The sequence below is a fragment of the Kitasatospora sp. NPDC049285 genome, assembly GCF_040678815.1.
Taxonomy (GTDB): domain Bacteria; phylum Actinomycetota; class Actinomycetes; order Streptomycetales; family Streptomycetaceae; genus Kitasatospora.
This window is the reverse complement of record NZ_JBFAQR010000045.1, coordinates 16,114-36,736: the sequence shown is the minus strand read 5'-3', so window position 1 is coordinate 36,736 and position 20,623 is coordinate 16,114. Positions and strand designations below refer to the sequence as shown.

18 protein-coding genes are annotated in these 20,623 nt (G+C 73.5%); 10 read left to right on the top strand and 8 right to left on the bottom strand.

Annotation, left to right across the window (positions count from 1 at the left end; all coding sequences use genetic code 11):
- Positions 1-39: 39 nt before the first annotated feature.
- The 4 genes from AB0K51_RS24855 (at position 40) to AB0K51_RS24840 (ending at position 4,200) form a co-directional block, all read left to right on the top strand.
- Positions 40-768, top strand: a complete 729-nt coding sequence (locus AB0K51_RS24855; RefSeq protein WP_363459190.1) for a glutamine amidotransferase — start codon at positions 40-42, stop codon at positions 766-768.
- Positions 769-1,029: 261 nt separating this feature from the next.
- On the top strand, positions 1,030-2,055 hold the full coding sequence (locus tag AB0K51_RS24850; RefSeq protein WP_363459143.1) for a 6-phosphofructokinase: 1,026 nt from the start codon (positions 1,030-1,032) through the stop codon (positions 2,053-2,055).
- 80 nt (positions 2,056-2,135) lie between these two features.
- Entirely contained in the window at positions 2,136-3,143 is a 1,008-nt protein-coding gene (locus AB0K51_RS24845) for a 2-hydroxyacid dehydrogenase (protein ID WP_363459141.1), read from the top strand.
- A gap of 115 nt (positions 3,144-3,258) precedes the next feature.
- A complete protein-coding gene (locus tag AB0K51_RS24840; protein WP_363459140.1) occupies positions 3,259-4,200 on the top strand; it encodes a cytochrome c oxidase assembly protein in 942 nt (313 codons plus the stop codon).
- A gap of 68 nt (positions 4,201-4,268) precedes the next feature.
- Here the strand turns inward: AB0K51_RS24840 and AB0K51_RS24835 are convergent, their stop codons facing one another.
- Entirely contained in the window at positions 4,269-5,603 is a 1,335-nt protein-coding gene (locus tag AB0K51_RS24835; protein WP_363459138.1) for a DUF2254 domain-containing protein, read from the bottom strand.
- Positions 5,604-5,829: 226 nt separating this feature from the next.
- Here AB0K51_RS24835 and AB0K51_RS24830 point away from each other — a divergent pair, with 226 nt between their 5' ends.
- From AB0K51_RS24830 to AB0K51_RS24815, 4 genes are all read left to right on the top strand, one after another.
- Positions 5,830-6,885 carry a phosphatidylinositol-specific phospholipase C domain-containing protein gene (locus AB0K51_RS24830; protein ID WP_363459137.1) on the top strand — a complete coding sequence of 352 codons (1,056 nt, stop codon included), beginning with the start codon at positions 5,830-5,832 and terminating at the stop codon, positions 6,883-6,885.
- Between the two features lie 86 nt (positions 6,886-6,971).
- Positions 6,972-10,577: an IPT/TIG domain-containing protein gene (locus AB0K51_RS24825; RefSeq protein WP_363459136.1), complete on the top strand. Its 3,606-nt coding sequence runs from the start codon at positions 6,972-6,974 to the stop codon at positions 10,575-10,577.
- 10 nt (positions 10,578-10,587) lie between these two features.
- The gene (locus AB0K51_RS24820; RefSeq protein WP_363459134.1) at positions 10,588-11,595 is read left to right on the top strand and encodes a hypothetical protein; all 1,008 of its coding nucleotides are present in this window, start codon (positions 10,588-10,590) and stop codon (positions 11,593-11,595) included.
- A gap of 2 nt (positions 11,596-11,597) precedes the next feature.
- Positions 11,598-12,659, top strand: a complete 1,062-nt coding sequence (locus tag AB0K51_RS24815) for an amidase domain-containing protein (RefSeq protein ID WP_363459132.1) — start codon at positions 11,598-11,600, stop codon at positions 12,657-12,659.
- A 31-nt stretch (positions 12,660-12,690) separates the two neighbouring features.
- Here AB0K51_RS24815 and AB0K51_RS24810 read toward each other — a convergent pair whose 3' ends face one another.
- Positions 12,691-13,719, bottom strand: coding sequence for a TIGR03617 family F420-dependent LLM class oxidoreductase (locus AB0K51_RS24810; RefSeq protein ID WP_363459131.1), 1,029 nt, complete (start codon positions 13,717-13,719; stop codon positions 12,691-12,693).
- Positions 13,720-13,951: 232 nt separating this feature from the next.
- Between AB0K51_RS24810 and AB0K51_RS24805 the strand changes: the two genes are divergently transcribed.
- Together AB0K51_RS24805 and AB0K51_RS24800 are read left to right on the top strand one after the other, a co-directional pair.
- Positions 13,952-14,923: a transposase gene (locus tag AB0K51_RS24805; RefSeq protein ID WP_363459129.1), complete on the top strand. Its 972-nt coding sequence runs from the start codon at positions 13,952-13,954 to the stop codon at positions 14,921-14,923.
- 235 nt (positions 14,924-15,158) lie between these two features.
- Positions 15,159-15,986: an MBL fold metallo-hydrolase gene (locus tag AB0K51_RS24800; protein WP_363459127.1), complete on the top strand. Its 828-nt coding sequence runs from the start codon at positions 15,159-15,161 to the stop codon at positions 15,984-15,986.
- Here AB0K51_RS24800 and AB0K51_RS24795 read toward each other — a convergent pair.
- The 6 genes from AB0K51_RS24795 to AB0K51_RS24770 form a co-directional block, all read right to left on the bottom strand.
- Entirely contained in the window at positions 15,958-16,737 is a 780-nt protein-coding gene (locus tag AB0K51_RS24795; protein ID WP_363459125.1) for an urease accessory protein UreD, read from the bottom strand. The genes AB0K51_RS24800 and AB0K51_RS24795 overlap by 29 nt on opposite strands.
- Entirely contained in the window at positions 16,722-17,396 is a 675-nt protein-coding gene (gene ureG, locus AB0K51_RS24790) for an urease accessory protein UreG (RefSeq protein ID WP_363459123.1), read from the bottom strand. Before ureG ends, AB0K51_RS24795 begins: the two co-directional genes overlap by 16 nt.
- A 96-nt stretch (positions 17,397-17,492) precedes the next feature.
- Positions 17,493-18,215, bottom strand: a complete 723-nt coding sequence (locus AB0K51_RS24785) for an urease accessory UreF family protein (RefSeq protein ID WP_363459121.1) — start codon at positions 18,213-18,215, stop codon at positions 17,493-17,495.
- Positions 18,215-19,939, bottom strand: coding sequence for an urease subunit alpha (locus tag AB0K51_RS24780; RefSeq protein ID WP_363459119.1), 1,725 nt, complete (start codon positions 19,937-19,939; stop codon positions 18,215-18,217). Before AB0K51_RS24780 ends, AB0K51_RS24785 begins: the two co-directional genes overlap by 1 nt.
- Positions 19,936-20,301 (bottom strand): urease subunit beta, encoded by a 366-nt coding sequence (locus tag AB0K51_RS24775; RefSeq protein ID WP_363459117.1) that lies wholly within the window; start codon positions 20,299-20,301, stop codon positions 19,936-19,938. Before AB0K51_RS24775 ends, AB0K51_RS24780 begins: the two co-directional genes overlap by 4 nt.
- Positions 20,298-20,600, bottom strand: coding sequence for an urease subunit gamma (locus AB0K51_RS24770; protein WP_363459115.1), 303 nt, complete (start codon positions 20,598-20,600; stop codon positions 20,298-20,300). Before AB0K51_RS24770 ends, AB0K51_RS24775 begins: the two co-directional genes overlap by 4 nt.
- Positions 20,601-20,623 lie beyond the last annotated feature (23 nt).

The window sequence follows — 20,623 nt, the reverse complement described above, 5'->3', positions numbered from 1 at the left end:
CAGCAGCAGTACGGCACCCAGTTCGGAAGGTCTTCGAGGATGAGCGAGAGCAGCCTGCGGGTGGTCTGGGTCTACCCGGACCTGCTGTCCACGTACGGCGACCGCGGCAACGCGCTGGTCGTCGAGCGGCGGGCCCGGCAGCGCGGGCTCGGGGTGCAGCGGATCGACGTGCGCTCCGACCAGTCGGTGCCGACCAGCGGCGACATCTACCTGATCGGCGGCGGCGAGGACCGGCCGCAGCGGCTCGCGGCGGAGCGGCTGCGCAGCGATGGCGGGCTGGTCCGGGCCGCGGAGAACGGCGCGATCATCTTCTCGGTCTGCGCCGGTTTCCAGATCCTCGGCCACGAGTTCGTCAACGACCTGGGCGAGCGCGAGCAGGGCCTGGGCCTGCTCGACGTGTGGACCACCCGCGGCGAGGGCGCCCGCTGCGTCGGCGACGTGCTGGCCGAGGTCGACCCGCAGCTCGGCCTGCCGCAGCTGACCGGCTTCGAGAACCACCAGGGCGTCACCCACCTCGGCGAGGGCGTCACCCCGCTGGCCACCGTGCAGGTCGGCCGCGGCAACGGCACCGGCGACGGCACCGAGGGCGCCTGGCGGGAGACCGTCTTCGGCACCTACCTGCACGGCCCCGTGATGGCCCGCAACCCCGCCGTCGCGGACCTGCTGATCAAGCTGGCGCTGGACGTCAACGCCCTGCCGCCGGCCGACACGACCTGGTACGAGGCGCTGCGCGCCGAGCGGATCGCCGCCACCAGCCGCCCGGCGTGAGCCGTGGGCGGCTGACCGCGATGTGGTCAGCCGCCCCGCGACGGGCCGGATTCGTAGAACAATAGAGAAGCTCGGACGCACCACCCTCCTCGGCGGCCGGGCCGCAGTTACGTGAGGTGCGTCGAGGATGCCGCTCCCGCGTCGGTTTCCGCCTGGCCGGACGCAGGGACCGTATGCTGTGCAGCAGGTCAGTTTCGGACGCTATGTCCGATCCCCACCCACCAGTCCGGCCGTCCGATCTCCTCGGGAGTTGGCAAAGCAATGCGAATTGGTGTCCTGACCAGCGGCGGTGACTGCCCCGGCCTGAACGCCGTCATCCGGTCCGTGGTCCACCGGGGGGTGGTCGACCACGGCGACGAGATCATCGGTTTCGAGGACGGCTGGCGCGGTCTCCTGGAGGGCGTGCACCGCCCGCTGACCCTCGAGTCGGTGAACGGCATCCTGGCCCAGGGCGGCACCATCCTGGGCTCGTCCCGGGTGCAGCCCGGCCACCTGCGGGACGGTGTCGAGCGGGCCAAGAAGTACTGCGCCGACCTCGGCATCGACGCGGTCATCCCGATCGGCGGCGAGGGCACCCTGAAGGCCGCGAAGCTGATGAGCGACGCGGGCCTGCCGGTGGTCGGCGTGCCGAAGACCATCGACAACGACATCGCCTGCACCGACGTCACCTTCGGCTTCGACACCGCCGTGTCGGTGGCCACCGAGGCGCTGGACCGGCTGAAGACCACCGCCGAGTCGCACCAGCGCGTGATGGTCGTCGAGGTGATGGGCCGTCACACCGGCTGGATCGCGCTGAACGCCGGCATGGCCGCCGGTGCGCACGCCATCGTCGTCCCGGAGCGCCCGTTCCACATCGACAAGCTGACCGAGGTCGTCCGCGAGCGCTTCGACCGGCAGAAGAAGTTCGCCATCGTGGTCTGCGCCGAGGGTGCCAAGCCCGAGCCCGGCACCATGCCGTGGGAGGAGGGCACCAAGGACATGTACGGCCACGAGCGGTTCACCGGCATCGCCACCCAGCTCTCCCGCGAGCTGGAGCACCGCCTCGGCAAGGAGGCCCGTCCGGTGATCCTCGGCCACACCCAGCGCGGCGGCACCCCGACCGCCTACGACCGGGTGCTGGCGACCCGCTTCGGCTGGCACGCGGTGGAGGCCGCCCACAAGGGCGCGTTCGGCCACATCACCGCGCTGCAGGGCACCGACATCAAGCTGGTGCCGCTGGGCGAGGCCGTCGCCGAGCTGAAGACCGTCCCGGCCGAGCGCTACCTCGAGGCCGAGACCGTCGTCTGACCGGTCCGTCCTACGGCCTGACGAACCGTCGGGGGCGCGTCGCGGTGTTCCGCCCGCGCCCCCGGGGTTAGCCTCCGGGCATGGAGATCCTCGCCTACGGAGTGCAGTCCGACGAACGTCCGCTGCTGGCCGCCGCCCTGGACACCCACCGGCTGCGGATGCTGGACGTCTTCCTCACCGCCGACACCGCCCCGCTGGCGGCCGGCTTCCCCGTGGTCTCCAGCAGCGTCAACGACGCGCTGGACGCCGAGACCCTGGGCCTGCTCGCGGCCGGCGGCACCAAGCTGATCGCGCAGCGCTCCACCGGGTTCAACAACATCGACCTGAAGGCCGCCGGGAAGCTCGGCCTGACCGTCGCCCGGGTCTCCTACTACTCGCCCTACTCGGTCGCCGAACACGCCTGGACCCTCGCGCTGGCGGTCAACCGCCGGCTGATCCGCTCGGTCAACCGGGCCCGCGAGTTCGACTTCCGGCTCGACGGCCTGATGGGCCGCGACATCCACGGCATGACCGTCGGCGTGATGGGCACCGGCAAGATCGGCGAGTGCTTCACCCGGATCGCGGCCGGCTTCGGCACCACCCTGCTCGGCTGGGACGTCGCCCCCAACCCCGCGTGCGAGGCGCTCGGGATGCGCTACGTCGACAAGGACGAACTGCTCGCCGCCGCCGACCTGGTCTCGCTGCACGTCCCGCTGCTGGACGCCACCCACCACCTGATCGACGGCGCCGCGCTGGCCCGGATGAAGGACGACGCGATCCTGGTCAACTCCAGCCGCGGCGGCCTGGTCGACGCCACCGCCCTGGTCGAGACGCTGCGCGCGGGCCGGCTGGCCGGCGTCGGCCTGGACGTCTACGAGGAGGAGGCCGACGTCTTCTTCACCGACCGGTCCGTCCAGGGCATCACCGACGACACCCTGGCCCGGCTGATCAGCTTCCCGCAGGTCCTGGTCACCTCGCACCAGGCGTACTTCACCCGCACCGCGGTCGGCCAGATCATCGACGCCACCGCCCGCAACGTGCAGGACTTCGCCGCGGGCCGCACCAACGACAACACCCTGGTGCCGGGGGCGCTGACCGGCGGCCCGTAAGCGCCGCTTAGGCTTTGGTCCGAACGAACCGGACCAAACCGGACCGCCGCTGCGCCGCGGAGCCGGACGGCATGGACGAAAGCGGGGCCGCCCGATGGGCGACGGCATGGCAGGGATGCACCACCACGGGGGCGGAGGGCTCCGGCCCTTCACCGTCTCCCGAGCCCTGGAGTGGTCGCCGGACTGGCCCTACCTGGTCTTCTGCGCGCTCGCCCTCGGCCTCTACCTGGCCGGCGCGGTCCGGCTCTGGCGCCGCGGCGACAAGTGGCCCATCGGCCGGCCGATCGCCTGGACGGCCGGCGTCGCCACCGTCTTCCTGGTCACCAACACCGGCCTCAACGACTACGGCATGGTGCTGTTCAGCGCCCACATGATGCAGCACATGGTGCTGTCCATGCTCTCCCCCATCCTGCTGCTGCTCGGCGCCCCCATCACGCTCGCCCTGCGCGCGCTGCGCCCCGCCCGCAAGGGCAGCGGCCGCGGCCCCCGCGAGCTGCTGGTGGCGCTGCTGCACAGCCGCTACGTCCGGGTGGTCTCGCACCCGGCGTTCACCATCCCGGCGTTCATCGCCAGCCTGTACGTGCTCTATTTCACGCCGCTGTTCGACTTCCTGATGCAGTACCGGGTCGGGCACCTGGCGATGATGGGCCACTTCCTCGCGGTCGGCATGCTGTTCTTCTGGCCGATCATGGGCGTCGACCCGGGCCCGCACCGGCCCGGCTTCGTGCTGCGGATCATCGAGCTCTTCATGGGGATGCCCTTCCACGCCTTCTTCGGCGTGGCCGTGATGATGGCCACCGGCCAGCTCGTCACCACCTTCTCCGCGGGCGCCGCCCCGCCCGGCACCGACCTGCACGCCGACCAGCAGATCGCCGGCGGCATCACCTGGGCGTTCGGCGAGATCCCCACCGCGATCGTGCTCATCGCGCTGACCCTGCAGTGGGCCAAGTCCGAGGAACGCCAGGCCCGCCGCCGCGACCGCGCCGCCGACCGGGACGGCGACAAGGAGCTGGCGGCGTACAACGACTACCTCGCCTCGCTGAACCGGGCGCGCTGAGCCCCGGACCCGTCGCGACCCTGATCCGCCCGAGGAGGGAGCCCCCTCCTCGGGCGGATCTCTGTCTGTCAGCCGATCCCCTGCCGGTCGGGCTCGAGCGCGAACGCGCGGTTCTCCGGATCGGGCACCGCCGCGGCGACCGCGCGGTCCAGGAGTTGACGCTGCCGCAGCAGCGGCGGGCGCCGCTCCTCGGGGGTGATCCGCAGCAGGTCGTCGAGGGCGGCGACCAGGCGGCGGGTGACCTGGGGGTGGCCGGAGCCGCAGATCCGGATCTCCGTGAAGGCCAGGTCGACGGTGGCCTGCCAGCCGGGCACCGACTGCACCAGGCGCACCGCGCCGTCCTTGTCGCGGTGCTGGAGCTCGCCGAGCGGCAGCGGGGCGAGCACGGCGATCAGCTGGTGGATCCGGTCGACGGCCTGGACGGCGGTGGTGGGGTCGTTGATGGCGTGCGAGAGGGCGCGGATGGCGATGTCGACCAGCTGCCGGAAGCCGAAGCTGAGGTCCTGGTGCATGGTGCGGTCGACGCCGACGTTCAGCGCGGTGGTGATCCGGCGCGGCCGGGGCGGGGTGCCGCCGACCACCACCACGGTGGGGGTGCCGGTGGCGATGAAGTCGCCGATCCGCGGGATCAGGTGCAGCACGGTGTCGTGCCGCCGCGCGACCCGGACCAGCCAGCGGATGTTGACGTCCCGCAGCACCCCGGCCCGGCCCTCGTGCAGCAGGGTGAGGCCGACCGGCGGCGGGGCGTCGGCGGGGGCGAGGTCGGGGGCGAGCCAGCGGTAGTCCTGCAGCACCGCCAGCGACTCGCGGGTGACCCGGTCGATCACGTGCGGGACGCGCAGCAGCCGCAGGGTGGCCTGCACGTACAGCACGAACAGCGCCAGGCTGAGCATCACCAGGAGCAGCGCGACCACGGTGGAGACGATCGGCACCGAGATGGCGCGGGCCGGGTCGGTGGTGTCGTCGTAGCCGAGCTGGACCAGCAGCGTGAAGACGAAGGTGGCCAGGCAGGTGGCGAAGGTGGCCTTGGTGAGCCGGCTGCGGACGTACAGCCGCAGCACCCGCGGGCTGAACTGGCTGGCGGCCATCTGCAGCGCGACCAGCGAGATGGAGAACACCACGGCGATGAAGGTGAGCATCGCCGAACTGACCGTGGAGACCACGCTCTTGGCCGCCGAGGTGAAGGACAGCAGGTTGTCGGCGGTCTGCGAGGCGGTGGCCTCCTCGAAGATCGCCCGGTCCAGCATGTCGGTGAGCCCGGCCAGCAGGATCGCGCCGAGGCAGGTCAGCAGCGGCGCGAACCAGAACGACTCCCGCAGGTGCTCGCGCAGCGGCGACAGCGCCCGGTACTTCGGCCGGCGTCCGGCCGGCGGGGGCGGGGCGGGGGGCTGCGGCTCGCTCATCGGGTCAGGCTAACCGCGCGCGCCGCGCGGGCCCGGTCCGGCACGCGCGCCCCGCAGGCCCGGTCCGGCACGCGCGCTTCGCGGGCCAGGTGCGGCACGCACACCGCTTGACGCCGTGTCAGCTTCCGCCACACTTTGTTGTCATGTCACCTCAAAGACGTTCAGGCGGCCCATCCTGCTCGCTGACCGGCCGATCACCGGGCCGTCCGACCGACGAGGGGACCGCATGAACCTCCGCCGCACCGCCGCCGCCACCGCCGTGCTCGCCGCGACCTTCCTGATCCCCACTCGGTTCGGCGGCGCCGCCGACGCCGCCACGCCCGCCGAGCTGCCGTTCGCCTCCACCACCGGCGTCGGCATCCACAACACCTACGACCCGGCCGCCTTCGGCTTCCTCGCCCAGTCGCTGGACACCGGCACCTCGATGATCGAGCTGGACGCCTGGACCGACACCATCACCAAGGAGTGGAAGGTCAGCCACTCCAACCCGCTCGGCAACTCCAACAACTGCGTCAACGCCTCCACCCCCGCCCAGCTGTACACCGGCGGCGCCAACAAGAACCTGGAGAGCTGCCTGGACGACGTCCGGGTCTGGCTGGCCGCCCACCCCACCGCCGGCCCGCTGACCGTCAAGCTGGAGCTGAAGGCCGGCTTCGCCGCCAGCAGCGGCATGGGCCCGACCCAGCTCGACTCGCTGATCGCCGCGCACCTGGGCAGCGCCGCCTTCCGCCCCGCCGACCTGCTCGCCAAGCCCGGCGGCGGCAGCTACGCCACCCTGGACGACGCCGCCCGGGCCGGGAACTGGCCGAGCCGCGCGAGCCTGGCCGGCCGCGCCCTGGTCTACGTCATCCCCGGCACCGTCGAGGAGGGCAACCCCTTCGACACCCTGCACACCGACGTCGAGGAGGCGCGCCACCTGCGCGACCTGGCCGCCGCCGGCCGGATCGGCGACGCCCGGGTCTTCCCCGCCGTCCACGGCGCGGCCGCGGGCGACCCGCGCACCGGCTACTCCGAGACCACCATCCGCCCCTGGTTCGTGGTCTTCGACGGCGACGCCGCCGCGTACCTGAACGGCATCGACACCTCCTGGTACGACACCCGGCACTACCTGGTCAGCATGACCGACGCGCAGAACGTCGCCCCCGCGATCAGCGCCACCGACCCGACCGCCGACCAGGCCCGCGCCCGCGTCACCCAGCTCGCCGGCGCGCACGCCACCCTGGTCTCCTCCGACTGGCGCCACCTGCCCGAGGTGCAGTCCCTGGTCCTGCCCCGCGGCTGACCACCCGCGAGGTCGTATTGTCACATTCGCCCGTGTCGGTGACGAATCATCAGATACCGGACGAAGCGGCCTCGTACGGTGACGTCATGCGCAACGACACCGGCGGCCGGGACCTGGTCCGCGGCGCGCTGCCCCGGCTCGATCCCCTCGACAAGTCCGTCGCCGGCCTGCTGGAGGCACACCCGCAGCTCGCCGAGGGCATGGCGGCGAGCCGGGTGCTGGCCGCCACGCATTTCGGGGACCGGCTGCTCGGTCTGATCAGGGACCCGTCCTTCGACCTCACCACCCTGCTCGGGCCGGGCGTTCCGGGGCAGCTGACCGGCGTGCTGGTGCAGCCGGACGGCCGGCCCGCGGCGCAGGTACAGGTGACGGTCGCCGAGCCGTTCCCCGGCGGGCCGGGACCGGGCACCTGCGTCACCGGCGTCGACGGCGCGTTCACCGTCTCGGTCCCCGCGCAGGTCCGCACCGGACCGGCGACCGGGGAGCTCACCCTCGCCGTCACCGGGGCCACCCGGACGGCGAAGGTGCCGGTGGAACTCGCCACCCTGACCGCGACCGGCGCGGCCGGCGTGCTGACGCTCCCGGACGCGGTAGACCCGCTGCCGGTGTCGGTCGTCGCACAGCTCGGGCAGATCGTCGCCCAGCTCGACCTGCCGACCCCCGGCACCACCGGTGCCGCTGACGCCGCGTCAGCGCCCAAGGTGACCCTCGGCGCCGACGTGTGCCAGCAGATCTTCCGCAGCGACCTGTCGATGGACCGCTTCCCGTACGCGGTGCTCGTGCGGCTGGTCGAGCCGCGTCCCAGTGTCGGTTCGCTCGGCCTGCGCCTGCACTTCCGCGGCCGCGAGCTGGACATCTCGGCCGCGTACCTGGAGGCGATGGCCGGCACCGACCACGCCTACACCTTCGCCGAGCGGCTGCCCGTCGACCAGCCGATCAGCGTGGACGCCTTCCGCAGCGCCGCGGCCGGGATCGACCAGTTCGGCAGCGGCTCGTTCGCGTCCACCGTGCCGATCGCCGGGTCGCTGGGGCTCGGGTACATGGTGCACCTGGCGCAGCGGTGGACGCCCAAGGGCCTGGCCCTCGGCGACCTGGTGTACTCCCTTCCGCTGGCGCCGGGCGAGCAGCAGCGCGTCGCGGTGGTGGACCGTCGGGCGACCACCGCGGTGTTCGAGTCGGAGCGGCTGGACGTCCAGGAGCAGCAGGCCTTCCGCGAGCGCGACGACTCGTCCACCCGCGCCACCTTCGCCTCCGGCATGAGCGAGAGCGCGGCGGGCGGCAGTCACTTCAGCACCGAGGCGCACTCGTCCTCGTGGGGCGTGGCGGGCGGCATCGGCTTCGCCCTCGGGCCGGTGGTGATCGGCGGCGGGGCGGCCGGCGGCGGGGGCAGCTCGTCCAGCTCCGGGGACGCGAACAACTGGATGAGCGGGGTGCGCAACTACACCTCCGACGCGGTGCAGTCCTCGCACGCGGCGGTCGAGCGGTCGGCCAGCGCCCGGCGCAGTGCGCAGCGCACCAGCATGCGGCTGGCCGCGGCCGCCGAGCGCACCGAGGTCGTCACCAAGACGGTGACCAACCACAACAAGACGCGGGCGCTGACCATGCAGTACTGGGAGGTACTGCGGATGTTCGACGTCCGGTCCACGGTGGACGGCGTCACGCTGGTGTGCTTCGTGCCGCTCGACCCGATCCGGTTCCTGCCGTCGAACGAGCCGGTCGCGCTGACCGACGCGGCGGTGGACCGGGCCGGGGTGCTGCACCGCTACGGTCGGCTGCTGTCCCACGTCGACACGCTGCGGCGGGTCGTCGACCCCCCGTACCGCAAGGGCCTGGCGCTGCTGGAGGAGTTCGCGGCCGACCCGCGGGCGACGGTGCAGTCCCCGGCCGACGCCGCGGCCGACGTGGTGACGGTGTTCGTCGACGGCACCTTCCTGCCCAACGAGGACGTCTGGGTGACGCTGCTCGCCAGCGGCGGCCGGCGGATCGGCCCGTACCCGATGCCCACCGGTGCGCCGATCGATCCGATCCCCACCCGCCAGAGCGATCCGGCGAACGCGCTGGCCTCGGAGGCGGAGCTGCTCGGGTACCTGCGGGAGCGGCGGGCCGGGCAGTCGACCGTGATCGAGCGCGGCATCGTGCTGCCCGAGTGGCTGCCCCGCACCGACGTGGTCGGGGTCGAACTGAGCCGCCAGTTCCGCCCGTTGCACTACCGCTTCCCGGGCGCGGCGACGGTGGAGGCCACCACGCTGAGCAACCTGTTCGGCGCGGCCACCGCCGCCGCGATGATCGACAAGCTCGGCGAGGGAGCGCCGTCCCGGGACGTGACGTTCACCGCGGAGCAGCTCGAACAGGAGGTCGGCGGGCCGCGCCTGCGCCGGGTCAAGGCCGCGCTGGTCGACCCGTCCGAGAGCATCGGCACCGTGGTGCTGCCCGACCGGCTCTACCTGAACGACTACCTGGGCGACCTGGTGCTGTCGACCGCTCCGGAGCCGTTCGCCGCCCGCCAACTCCCGCCGGAGCTGCGGTACTCGGCGCTGCTGGAGATCGAGCGGGTGCTCCAGCACGTGGTCCCGCGGACGGTCACCTACTCCAAGGCGGTGTGGATGTCGCTGACGGCGGAGGAGCGGGTGATGATGCTGGAGGGGTACACCGTCGGCGTGGCGGGCGGGGTCGAGGACGGCACCGAGAACATCCCGCTGCTGGCCTGCGTCGCCAACCAGTTGCTCGGCTTCTACGGCAACTGCATGGTCCTTCCGTTCATGATCCCGGCCGAGCTGGTGGCCAGGCGCAAGGCGGTCGACGGGGTGGCCTTCACCACCGCGACGGTGCAGGAGGCGCTGACGAGGTATCACACCACGGGCTTCTCCCCGCCGGTGTCCACCATCGCGCTGCCGACGCACGGCGTGCTCGGCGAGGCGGTGCTCGGCCACTGCCCGTCCGCCGAGCGGATCGACCTGACCCGCTTCTGGAACTGGCAGGACTCTCCCGCCGACAGCGCGCCGGTGATCGCCGACACCCCGGTGCCGTCGTCGTCGCTGACCGCCGGGCTGCAGGCCCCGAACACGCTGACCGGGCTGAGCCCGATCATCACCAACTTCAGCAACGCCGGGCCCACCGCGGACAGCAGCCTGGCGCAGGCGCTGATCAGGGCCGGCGCGGAGGCCAAGGGCTTCGACATCAACGCCCTGACCGGCTCGACCGCGCTGGCCGGTCTGCTCAAGGACACCCTGACCACGGCGGAGTCGGCCCGCAAGGACGCGCTCGCCGGAGCGCAGTCGATGGCCAACAAGGCGATGGACAAGGCCGCCGAGCTGGCCAAGGCCAAACTGGAGCAGGGCAAGGCGAAGCCGAAGGACGACGGGACACCCGGCGGCGGCGCGGGCACGGGCGGGGCTGCCGGCGGCAGCGGGACGGGCGGTGCGGCGGGCGGCGGCGGGGCGCCGACGGTCACCGCCGTGGTCCCCGGGCACGGCAAGCCCGGTACGGCCGTCGCCGTCACCGGCACCGGGTTCACCGGCGCCACCGCGGTGAAGGTCGGCACCGCCGGGCTGGTCGACCTGACGGTCGTCGACGCGACCCGGATCGAGGGCAAGGTCCCGGCCCTCGCCCCCGGTGCGGTCGACGTCGTCGTCACCACGCCGGCGGGCGGCAGCGCCGCGACGCCCAAGTCCCGCTTCACCGTGGACGCCTGAGAGGATCCGCATGTCCCAGCCCACCCCACCCGCCCAGCCCGCCCCCGCCCCCGCGGCACCGGCGGCCACCGCCGAGGACCGGGCGCTGGACGCGCTGGTCGACGTCATCCGGACGGCGGCGAGCCCGGCCGCGCAGGACGCCCAGCTGCTCCTGCTGCGCCGGCTCGCGCTGGAGGGCGACGTGATCCCCTCCCGCGCACCGGCGCCGCTGAACATCACCCAGACCGCCGGGCTGGTCAACCTCCTGGAGGACCTGGGCCAACGCACCGCCGCGCTCCAGGCGTTGAGCTCGGTCCTGGGCATCGCGGGCCCCGCCGCGGCGCCGCCCGCGGGCAGCCGGCTGCTCACCTTCACCGCGCTGGCCAACGATCGGCCGACCGGCGCCGCCGGGCCGACCGCACCGACGACCGTGCCGGTGCGCGCGGACCTGGTCGCGGGACTGCAGACGGTGCTGGCCGCGGTCCACCAGGTCGGCGCGGTCCTGCCGCTGTGGGCCAGCCCCGCCCTGCCGCCGCTGACCGACACGACCGACCCGCTGGAGGCCTGCGGTCGGCAGCTGCGGGTCCTGCCGACCGCGGCGCTCGCCGACCCGACCACCGACTCGATCGTGCTCGGCCGGGAGATCGGCGGTGTGGCCACCGGCTACGACCTGTTCGCCCGGCCCGACCCGGGCAACCCGGCGACCGCCGCGCTGCCCGAACGGGACATGGAGGGCGCGGTGCTGGCCCCGGGTCCGACGCCGATGACGGTCCACCTCGGCCTGGTCCGGCTGCTGCCGCTGCGCCCGCTGCTCGCCGCGGCCGGCTGGGTCGCCGCACCGGCCCCGGCCCTGCCGACCGGACCGGGCGACCTGGCGTGGAGCCGCCTGGCGAACCTCTCCGGGCTGCTGCCCGGCGTCAGTCGGCTCGGCGGCGAACTCGACCTGGTGCGGTATCCCGGCGAGGTGGACGGCACCCCGTTCGCCGCGCGGACCGACTGGGTCTGGAACGGTGCCGAGTTCGCCGCGCCGGGGGCCTGAGCGTGGACCGCGCCAAGGCGGTGGACTACGCGAAGCGCTTCTGGTTCCGGCCGACCGACGACCACCTGGTCTGGTTGAAGAGCGAGGCCGTCGACGTCCGGACCCGCAAGACCGAACTGATGGCGCGTCATGTGGTCAGGTCGGACTGGGAACCGGTGTTCCTCCGCAACGTCACCACCGACGTGAGCACCGGCACCAGCGGCCCGGCCGACGGGCTGTACTACGTCGCGCCCGCCCATGTCGGCGTGCACTTCCGCGAGTCCGACATCCCGGCGAACGAGCGGTTCCTCGCCCTGCCCTGGTTCGGCACCGCCGGGGTGCCCGGCAGCCCCGGCGGCCTCAACGACTGCACCACCTACATCTCGCACTGCCTGGTGGCGGGCGGCGTGTCCGGACTCGGCCCGGCCCAGCCCGGCGCGGTGTGGCCCACCCGCGACCCGGCCCAGCTGTACCAGCTGAAGTTCCGGCCCGCCACCGAGGTGAAGCTCATCGTCGACATGGCCGCGAGGTCGGCGACCGAGACCGTCTTCGCAGCGCTGTCCCACGTCATCAAACCCGGCGACGTGCTGACCTTCGCCGCCGGCGGCCGCCAGGAGCACGCGGGGCTGCTCGTCTCGGTGGACGCGGCGACCGGCGAGGCCAGGATGACCTGCCACTCCACCATGGACCACCCCGACCTCGGGGCCGGCGAGGGCACCTGGCAGATCCGCACCGTCGGCCCCGAGCACCCGTTCGTCAGCCTGCTGCACTTCAGCGCGGACGACCCGGCGCCGGGCCCGCTCACCGGCCTGGCAGGCTGGTGGACCGTCACCTGGCTCGGCACCGACTTCTACTACTTCCTGACCGCGGCCGGCAGCTGCTTCTGGACGGCCACCAAACCCGCCTCGTCGGCGGCGCCGTCCCGGTACGACGGTTGGGGCCACTGGTACGCCGGAAAGCGGCCGGACACGGTCGTGATCGTCTGGACCACCGGCACCGTCGACGAGTTCACCCTGGACGCGGCCGCCACCGGTTTCGTCGGCACCGAGCTCGGCGAGGACCTCATCGGTATCAAGGGCCTGTGAGCGCCGTCCCGGCGGCGCTGCCGACCGGCCGTCAGCCGAGCCTGCGGAGCTCCGCCAGCACGTCCAGCAGCGCGGCCGGGTCGGTCTCGTCCGGGCCGCCGAGGCAGAGCCGGTCGGCGAGGGCGCCGTAGCGGCGGTGCAGTTCGCGGGCGGCGTCGGCGGGCGTTCCGGTGACCGCGAAGGCGGCGAGCACGGTGTCGTCCAGCGCCTCGCCCATCTCCTGCCAGCGGCCGCGGGTGGAGAGCCGGTGCAGCTCGTCCTGGAGCTCGCCCCAGCCGTGCGTCTCCAGCACCGGGCGGTAGGCGGGGGTGGAGGCGTAGAAGGCGATCCGTTCGCGGACCGCGCGCAGGTTGGCCCGGTACTCGGCCTCGTCCCGCCCGGTGGCCACCAGCACGTTGGCGACCACCTCGAACGGGCGGGCGGTCCACGGCTGGTGCGCGGCCTCGGCCTCCGCGCGGGCCTCGCGGACGCCGGGCAGCACCCGGGTGGCGAGGTGCTCGGGCGAGCAGAACGGGTGGGCGAGGAAGCCGTCGGCGACCGCTCCGGCGGTGGCGGTCATCAGCGGTCCGACGCCGGCCAGCAGGATCGGCGGCGGCCCGTACGGCAGCGGGTCCGGCGCGAAGACCGGGGTCATCAGGGTGTGCCGGTAGAACTCGCCGCGGAACGCCAGGCGTTCGCCGGTCTGCCAACTGTGCCAGATCGCCCGGACCGCCGCGACGTACTCCCGCATCCGCGCCGCCGGCCGGTCCCACGGCATGCCGAACCGCCGGACCACGTGCGGCTTGATCTGCGTCCCGAGCCCGATCGCGGCTCGCCCGCCGGAACTCTCGTGCAGCCCCCACGCCTGGTACGCCAGCATCATCGGGGTCCGGGCCAGCGCCACCGCCACCCCGGTCGCCAGCTCGATCCCGCGGGTCCGGTCCGCCGCCCGGGCCAGCTGCAGGAACGGGTCGTGCGAGGTCTCCGCCAGGCTGATCCGGTCCGCCCCCGACTCCTCGGCCAGCCGGGCCAGTTCGGGCGAGGTGGCGGGCAGCGCGGTGGCGGCGAGATCGAGTCGCATCAGGTGGTCTTTCCTCGGGACAGCGGTAACCGCTCCGAATGCTATGCGCCGGCGCCCGCCTCGCGTCCGCGACGGCGACCACCGCGTACGGCCGGTTGAAGTACCACCATCGGGTGAGGCATGGCGGCGGCGGCTGCCCGGGGACCGCTCGAAGTGATCAGATGAGCGTCGTCACTGCGTCCTCAGCACCGGGCACAATGGTCATCACTGCAACTCGAAGAGGAGCGTCCTGGTGTTGTCCGGCCGCCGGTACCGGCTCGAACTCTCGCCCGCTCAGGCTGAGTTGTGCGCGACGTTCGGTGCCGTGTGCCGTTCGGTATGGAACACCGCGCTCGAGCAGCGACGGGAGTACCGGCGGCGCGGCGCGTGGATGAACTACGTGCCGCAGGCCGCCGAACTGGCCGATGCCAAGAACGACTTTCCCTGGCTGCAGGACGCCCCGTCGCATGTGTTGCAGCAGACCCTGAGGGACCTGGACCGGGCGTGCCGCGAGCACGGGACATTCAGGGTCCGTTGGCGGTCCAAGGCCCGGTGGTCGCCCTCGTTCAGGTTCCCCGCGGGAAATCTGATCGCGGTGGAGCGGCTCGGCCGTAAGTGGGGTCGAGCGAAGCTCCCCAAGCTCGGGTGGGTCCGCTTCCGCTGGACTCGCCCACTCGGCGGACTCGTTCGCTCGGCGACTGTCACCCGGCAGGGCGCACACTGGTACGTCTCGATCCTGGTGGAGAACGGCGAGGCGACGCCGGATTGCCATGACATGCCGGGCACGGCTGTCGGCGTGGATCGGGGTGTGCAGGTCGCGGCGGCCACCAGCGATGGCGACCTGCACGACCGCGCGTACGTCACCGGAGGCGAGACGAAGCGGCTGCGCCGGTTGCAGCAACAGCTCGCACGCTGCAAGCGCCGCAGCAACCGTCGCAAAGCCGCGCTGGCCAAGATCAACACCATTGGCGGGCACGCCCGCAGCCGCCGCGTCGACTTCTGCGCGCAGACCGCCCACAAGCTGGCCACCAACAACGCCGTCGTCGTGCTGGAAGAACTGCGTACCAGCGCCATGACCGCAAGCGCTACCGGCACGGTCGAGAAGCCGGGTCGCAACGTCCGGCAGAAGGCCGGCCTCAATCGCGCCATCCTGAACAAGGGCTGGCACATGCTCGAGCTCGCGCTCCGCAACGCGGCACGCACCACCGGGACCATGCCGACGTGAACGCCGCGAAGAACATCCTCAACGCCGCAGGGCATGCGGTGTCAGGGCGCGGAGACCTCGCCACCTGGCGGTCCGAGAAACGCCAACCATCGGCGACGCGCACGCGCACGGGGCGGTTGCCCCGCGCGCCGCACGCGCCTTCAATCCCGGTCCTTCTTCAGGGCAGGGAGGAAGCCAAAGGCAACGGGCATGGCCCGAGCGGGCCGTGTGCTGATCCGAACCCTCCGGAGGCGTCATGACCGTGCATCACCTGGACTGCGCGACGTTCTGCCCGTACGGCGGCCGGCTGCTGGTGGGCAGCGGCGGGCGGGTGGTCGGGCGGATGGTGGGGCACTGCCTGCTGGTGGAGCGAGCGGACGGGCTGGTGCTGGTGGACACCGGGTTCGGGACGGCGGACGTGGCGGATCCGCTGCGGCTGGGGCGCGGCCTGCTGCTGGCCGCCCGGCCGCAGTTGACGCTGCGTCGCACCGCGCTGCACCAGGTCCGGGCGCTGGGCTTCGACCCGCGGGACGTCCGCGACATCGTGGTCACCCACCTGGACCCGGACCACGCGGGCGGCCTCGGCGACTTCCCGGAGGCCCGGGTGCACGTGCTCGCCGCCGAACTGCGGGCGGCGCGCGACCCGGCCACCCGGCTGGAGCGATCGCGCTACCGCGCGGTGCAGTGGTCACACGGGCCGCGCTGGACGGAGTACGCGGCGGGCGGCGAGCAGTGGTTCGGCTTCGAGGCGGTGCGGCTGCTGCCCGGCGCCGGCCCCGAGGTGCTGCTGGTGCCGCTCACCGGCCACACCCACGGGCACAGCGGTGTCGCCGTCCGAGACGGCGAGCGCTGGCTGCTGCACTGCGGCGACGCGTACTTCAGCGCCGCCGACCTGGCCCCCGAACTGCTGCGCCGTCCACCGGCGTTGCGCACCTACCAGCAGCTGATGGCGGTGGACGACAAGGCCCGGCAGCGCAACCAGCAGCGGCTGCGCGAGCTGCGCCGCGACCACGGCGACCTGGTCCGCCCACTGTGCGCGCACGACGCCGAGGACTTCACCCACCTGGCGGCCGGCCGGGGCTGACGCCCAGCAGGCGCCGCAGGGCCAGCGCGTCCGGGGCCAGCGCGGTGAGCAACGCCGCGTCGGGTACCGCGAGTTGCAGCAGCGCGGCGTCGGTGTCGGCGGGCGGGGCGGGCGGCGGCGGGTGGCCGACGGTGAGGAGCTGGCCGGCGGCGCGGTGGCCCGCCAGCGCGGCGGGGCCGTTCCAGGCGGGGGCGCCGGGGCCGAGGTCGGTGAGCTGGTCGAGGATCGGGCGGCCGTCCTGATGGACGGTCAGGTGGCTGGTGAGGCGCCCGGGCGGCAGGTCGCGGGCCCAGTCGTGGTGGCGGCCGAGCACCTGTTCCTCGCACCAGGTCAGCCGGGCGCCCGCCGCGAGGGTGATCCGGGTCCGGGTGACCAGGTGGCTGCCGCCGGCGGCGACCACCGGCTCGGGCAGCCAGTGCAGTTCGCCGCCCTCGGCGACGTCGAGGCGGATCTCGTACTCGGCCGGCCCGGGCCCGGGCAGGCTGACGGTCGCCGCGGCCGAGGTCACCGTCAGCGCCGCGCCGGCCGCCACCCGGACCTGGACGGCCAGCCGGTCGCCGCCGAGCGGCCCGGCCATCGCGCCGACCAGCACCACCCGGGCCTCCCGTCCGCTGCCGCGGGTGCGGCGGACCGCGAGCGGGCCGGCGCCGGCCAGCACCGGCAGCGCCGTGCCGCCGCGCCCGTCGGGGGCGGCGGCGATCCGCACCCGCGCGGCGACCGCGGCGGCCGCGCCGGCTACCGCGAGCGCCACCGGGCCACCTGTTCGCGCACCCAGCCCACCACCGGGGCGATCCCGTCCGGCGCGGTCAGGCTGGTGAACACCGTGGGCAGCGCGTCGCGTTGGGCCTTGGCGTCGCGGGCCATCACGCCCAGGTCGGCGCCGACCAGCGGCGCCAGGTCGGTCTTGTTGACCACCAGCAGGTCCGCGGAGGTGACCCCCGGCCCGCCCTTGCGCGGGATCTTGTCGCCGCCCGACACGTCGATCACGAAGATCTGGTGGTCCACCAGGCCCCGGCTGAACGTCGCGGTCAGGTTGTCGCCGCCGGACTCGATCAGCACCAGGTCCACCGCGCCCAGGCTGCGCTCCAACTCCTCGACGGCGTCCAGGTTCGCGGCGATGTCGTCGCGGATCGCGGTGTGCGGGCAGCACCCCGTCTCCACCGCGGTGATCCGCTCCGGCGGCAGCACCGCGTTGCGCAGCAGGAACTCGGCGTCCTCGGTGGTGTAGATGTCGTTGGTGACGACGGCCAGCGAGAGCTCGCCGCGCAGCTCGCGGCAGAGCGCCGCCACCGTCGCGGTCTTCCCGGAGCCGACCGGGCCGCCGAGGCCGATCCGCAACGCCCGGGCCGGGGCGGCCTGGTAGCTGTGGCGGGCCGGTGCCTGGTGGAGGTCGACGTGGTCACCGTGCATGGGATTCACCTCTCTGACGCTGGGCTGTCGGGTTCGGGGGTGGTTCGGGGTGTCTCCGGCGACGCCCGGGGGCTCTTGTGACGTGCTCGGACCTGCTCATGACGCGAACAGCCTTCCCTTGCGCGCCGCGTGCTGCTCCGCGTAGATCTCCAGCAGCGGCGAGCCGCTCGCCGGCAGCTCGCCGCGCTCGACGGCCCGCACCGCCGCCGCCGCCAGCTCGTCGACCTGCGGCGTCAACTGCGCGAGGACGGCGGCCACTTCGTACGGGTCCAGGCCGAGCAGGCGGACGCCCGCCGCGGCCGGGCCGTTGACGCTCTCGTACGCGGCCAGCCCGGCCGCCTCCGTCGCGGTCAGGCCCGCCAGGCCGGCGACCGCGCCGAGCACCACCGGCTGGTGCGGGCCGACCGGCTGCTGCGGGTCGGCCGCCGTCAGCGCCCGCAGTTCCGGTCCCGGCCACAATGCCGCGGCGGCGCGCAGCAGTTGGCGGCCGAGCTTGCGGCTGGTGGCCCGCGCCGCGGCCGACGGCGTGCGGGCGTCGGCCTCGGCGTCCAGCTCCCGTAGCCGCTGCGCGTCGCCGTCCGCCGTCGCGGCGGCTGCGGCCAGCCCGGCCGCCGTCAGGCCCGCGGTGTGCAGCCGGCCGGTCAGGAACTGCGCCAACTCGGCGGTGTCGCGCACCCGTCCGGCCCGGACCGCCGCCTCGACGCCGCCCGAGTGGGCGTGCGCGCCGGTCGGCAGTCGCGGGTCGGCGAGCAGTAGCAGCGCGCCGAGCCGCCCCGGGGACGACCCGGTCGGCGCCGCGGTGCTCTCCTGACGCTGCATCAGAAGAGGAAGTACCGTTGGGCCATGGGGAGTTCACGCGCCGGCGCGGGCTCCACCACCTCGCCGTCGATGGTGACGGTGAAGGTGTCCGGCTCGACCCGGACGTCCGGCATCGCCGCGTTGTTGCGCATGTGCTCCTTCCGTACGCCCCGGGTGTCCCGGATCGGCGTGAACGCCTTGGCCAGGCCGAGGCGGTCCGCGAGGCCGTCGGAGATCGCCGGGGCGGAGGTGAAGTTGAACGAGTTGCGGGAGCCGGCCCGGCCCGTCGCGCCGAACATCGGGCGGGCCAGCACGGGTTGCGGGGTGGGGATGGAGGCGTTGGCGTCGCCCATCTGCGCCCAGGCGATCTGGCCGCCCTTGAGCACCAGGTCCGGTTTGACGCCGAAGAACGGCGGCGACCACAGCACCAGGTCGGCCAGCTTGCCCGGTTCCACGGAGCCGACCTCGCCGTCCAGCCCCTGGGCGACGGCCGGGTTGATGGTGTACTTCGCCACGTACCGGCGCGCCCGCAGGTTGTCCGCCCGGCCGTCGCCCGGCAGGGCGCCGCGGCGCAGCTTCATCACGTGCGCGGTCTGCCAGGTGCGGATCACGGTCTCGCCGATCCGGCCCATGGCCTGGGAGTCCGAGGAGATGATCGAGATCGCGCCGAGGTCGTGCAGGACGTCCTCGGCCGCGATGGTGCTCGGCCGGATCCGCGACTCGGCGAAGGCCAGGTCCTCGGGGACGTGCGGGCTGAGGTGGTGGCAGACCATCAGCATGTCGAGGTGCTCGTCGACGGTGTTGACGGTGTGCGGGCGGGTCGGGTTGGTGGAGCTGGGCAGCACGTTGGGCTGGGAGACCACGCTGATCAGGTCGGGGGCGTGGCCGCCGCCCGCGCCCTCGATGTGGTAGGCGTGGATGCCGCGGCCGGCGATCGCGGCCAGGGTGTCGCCGACGAACCCGGCCTCGTTCAGGGTGTCGGTGTGGATGGCGAGTTGGACGCCGGTGGCGTCGCAGACCCGCAGGCAGGCGTCGATCGCGGCGGGGGTGGCGCCCCAGTCCTCGTGGATCTTGAACCCGACGGCGCCGGCCCGCACCTGGGCGTGCATAGCCTCCGCGTTGACGGTGTTGCCCTTGCCCAGCAGGCCGATGTTGAGCGGCAGGTCGTCCATCGCGGCGAACATCCGGGCCAGGTGCCAGCCGCCGGGCGTGATGGTGGTGGCCCGGGTGCCCTCGGCCGGGCCGGTGCCGCCGCCGATCAGCGTGGTGACACCCGAGGACAGTGCCTCGTCGGCGAGTTGGGGGCAGATGAAGTGCACGTGCGCGTCGATGGCGCCCGCGGTGAGGATCCGCCCGTTGCCGGAGATCACCTCGGTCTCCGGGCCGATCACCAGGTCGGGGTGGACGCCGTCCATGGTCTCCGGGTTGCCGGCCTTGCCGAGTGCGGTGATCCGGCCGTCCCGGATGCCGACGTCCGCCTTGACCACGCCCCAGTGGTCGAGCACCACCGCGCCGGTGATCACCGTGTCGGGCGCGCCCTCGGCGCGGGCGGCGCGGCCCTGGCCCATCGACTCGCGGATCACCTTGCCGCCGCCGAACACCACCTCGTCGCCGCCGGCGCAGCGGTCCTCCTCCACCTCGATCAGCAGCGCGGTGTCCGCCAGCCTGATCCGGTCGCCGGTGGTCGGCCCGTACAGGTCGGCGTAGCGCGCCCGGTCCAGGCGCAGCGCGTGACGGTCCGTCATCGTCCCTCCCCCGCGGCCGGGTCGAGCGGTCCGGCGGTCTCGCCGCGCAGCCCGAACACCTCGCGCCGCCCGCCCAGCGGGACGGCTTCGATCTCCATCGGGATGCCCGGTTCGAACCGTACGGCGGTGCCCGCCGGGATGTTCAGCCGGTGTCCGCGGACCGCCGAACGGTCCAGCTCCAGGCCGGGGTTGGCCTCGGCGAGGTGGTAGTGCGAGCCGATCTGGATCGGCCGGTCGGCGACGTTCAGCGCCGTCAGCCGGACCACCGGCCGCCCGGCGTTCAGCCCGATCTCGCCCTCGCCGTACAGGATCTCGCCCGGGACGACGCCGCCGTGCGACTCGCCTTGCGACTCGCCGCTCATCGGATCGGCCCGTGCACGGTGACCAGCTTCGTCCCGTCCGGGAAGGTCGCCTCCACCTGGACGTCCGGGATCAACTCGGCGATGCCGTCCATCACTTCGTCGCGGCGGACGACGTCCCGCCCGGACTCCATCAGCTCGGCGACGGTCCGCCCGTCGCGGGCGCCCTCCAGGACGTGCGAGGTGATCAGCGCCACCGTCTCGGGGTGGTTGAGCCGTACCCCGCGCTCCCGCCGGGCCCGCGCCACGTCCGCGGCGACGTGGATCAACAGCCGTTCCTGCTCATGCGGCGTAAGCCTCATCGTGCACCTCGGGTGGGAAGCCG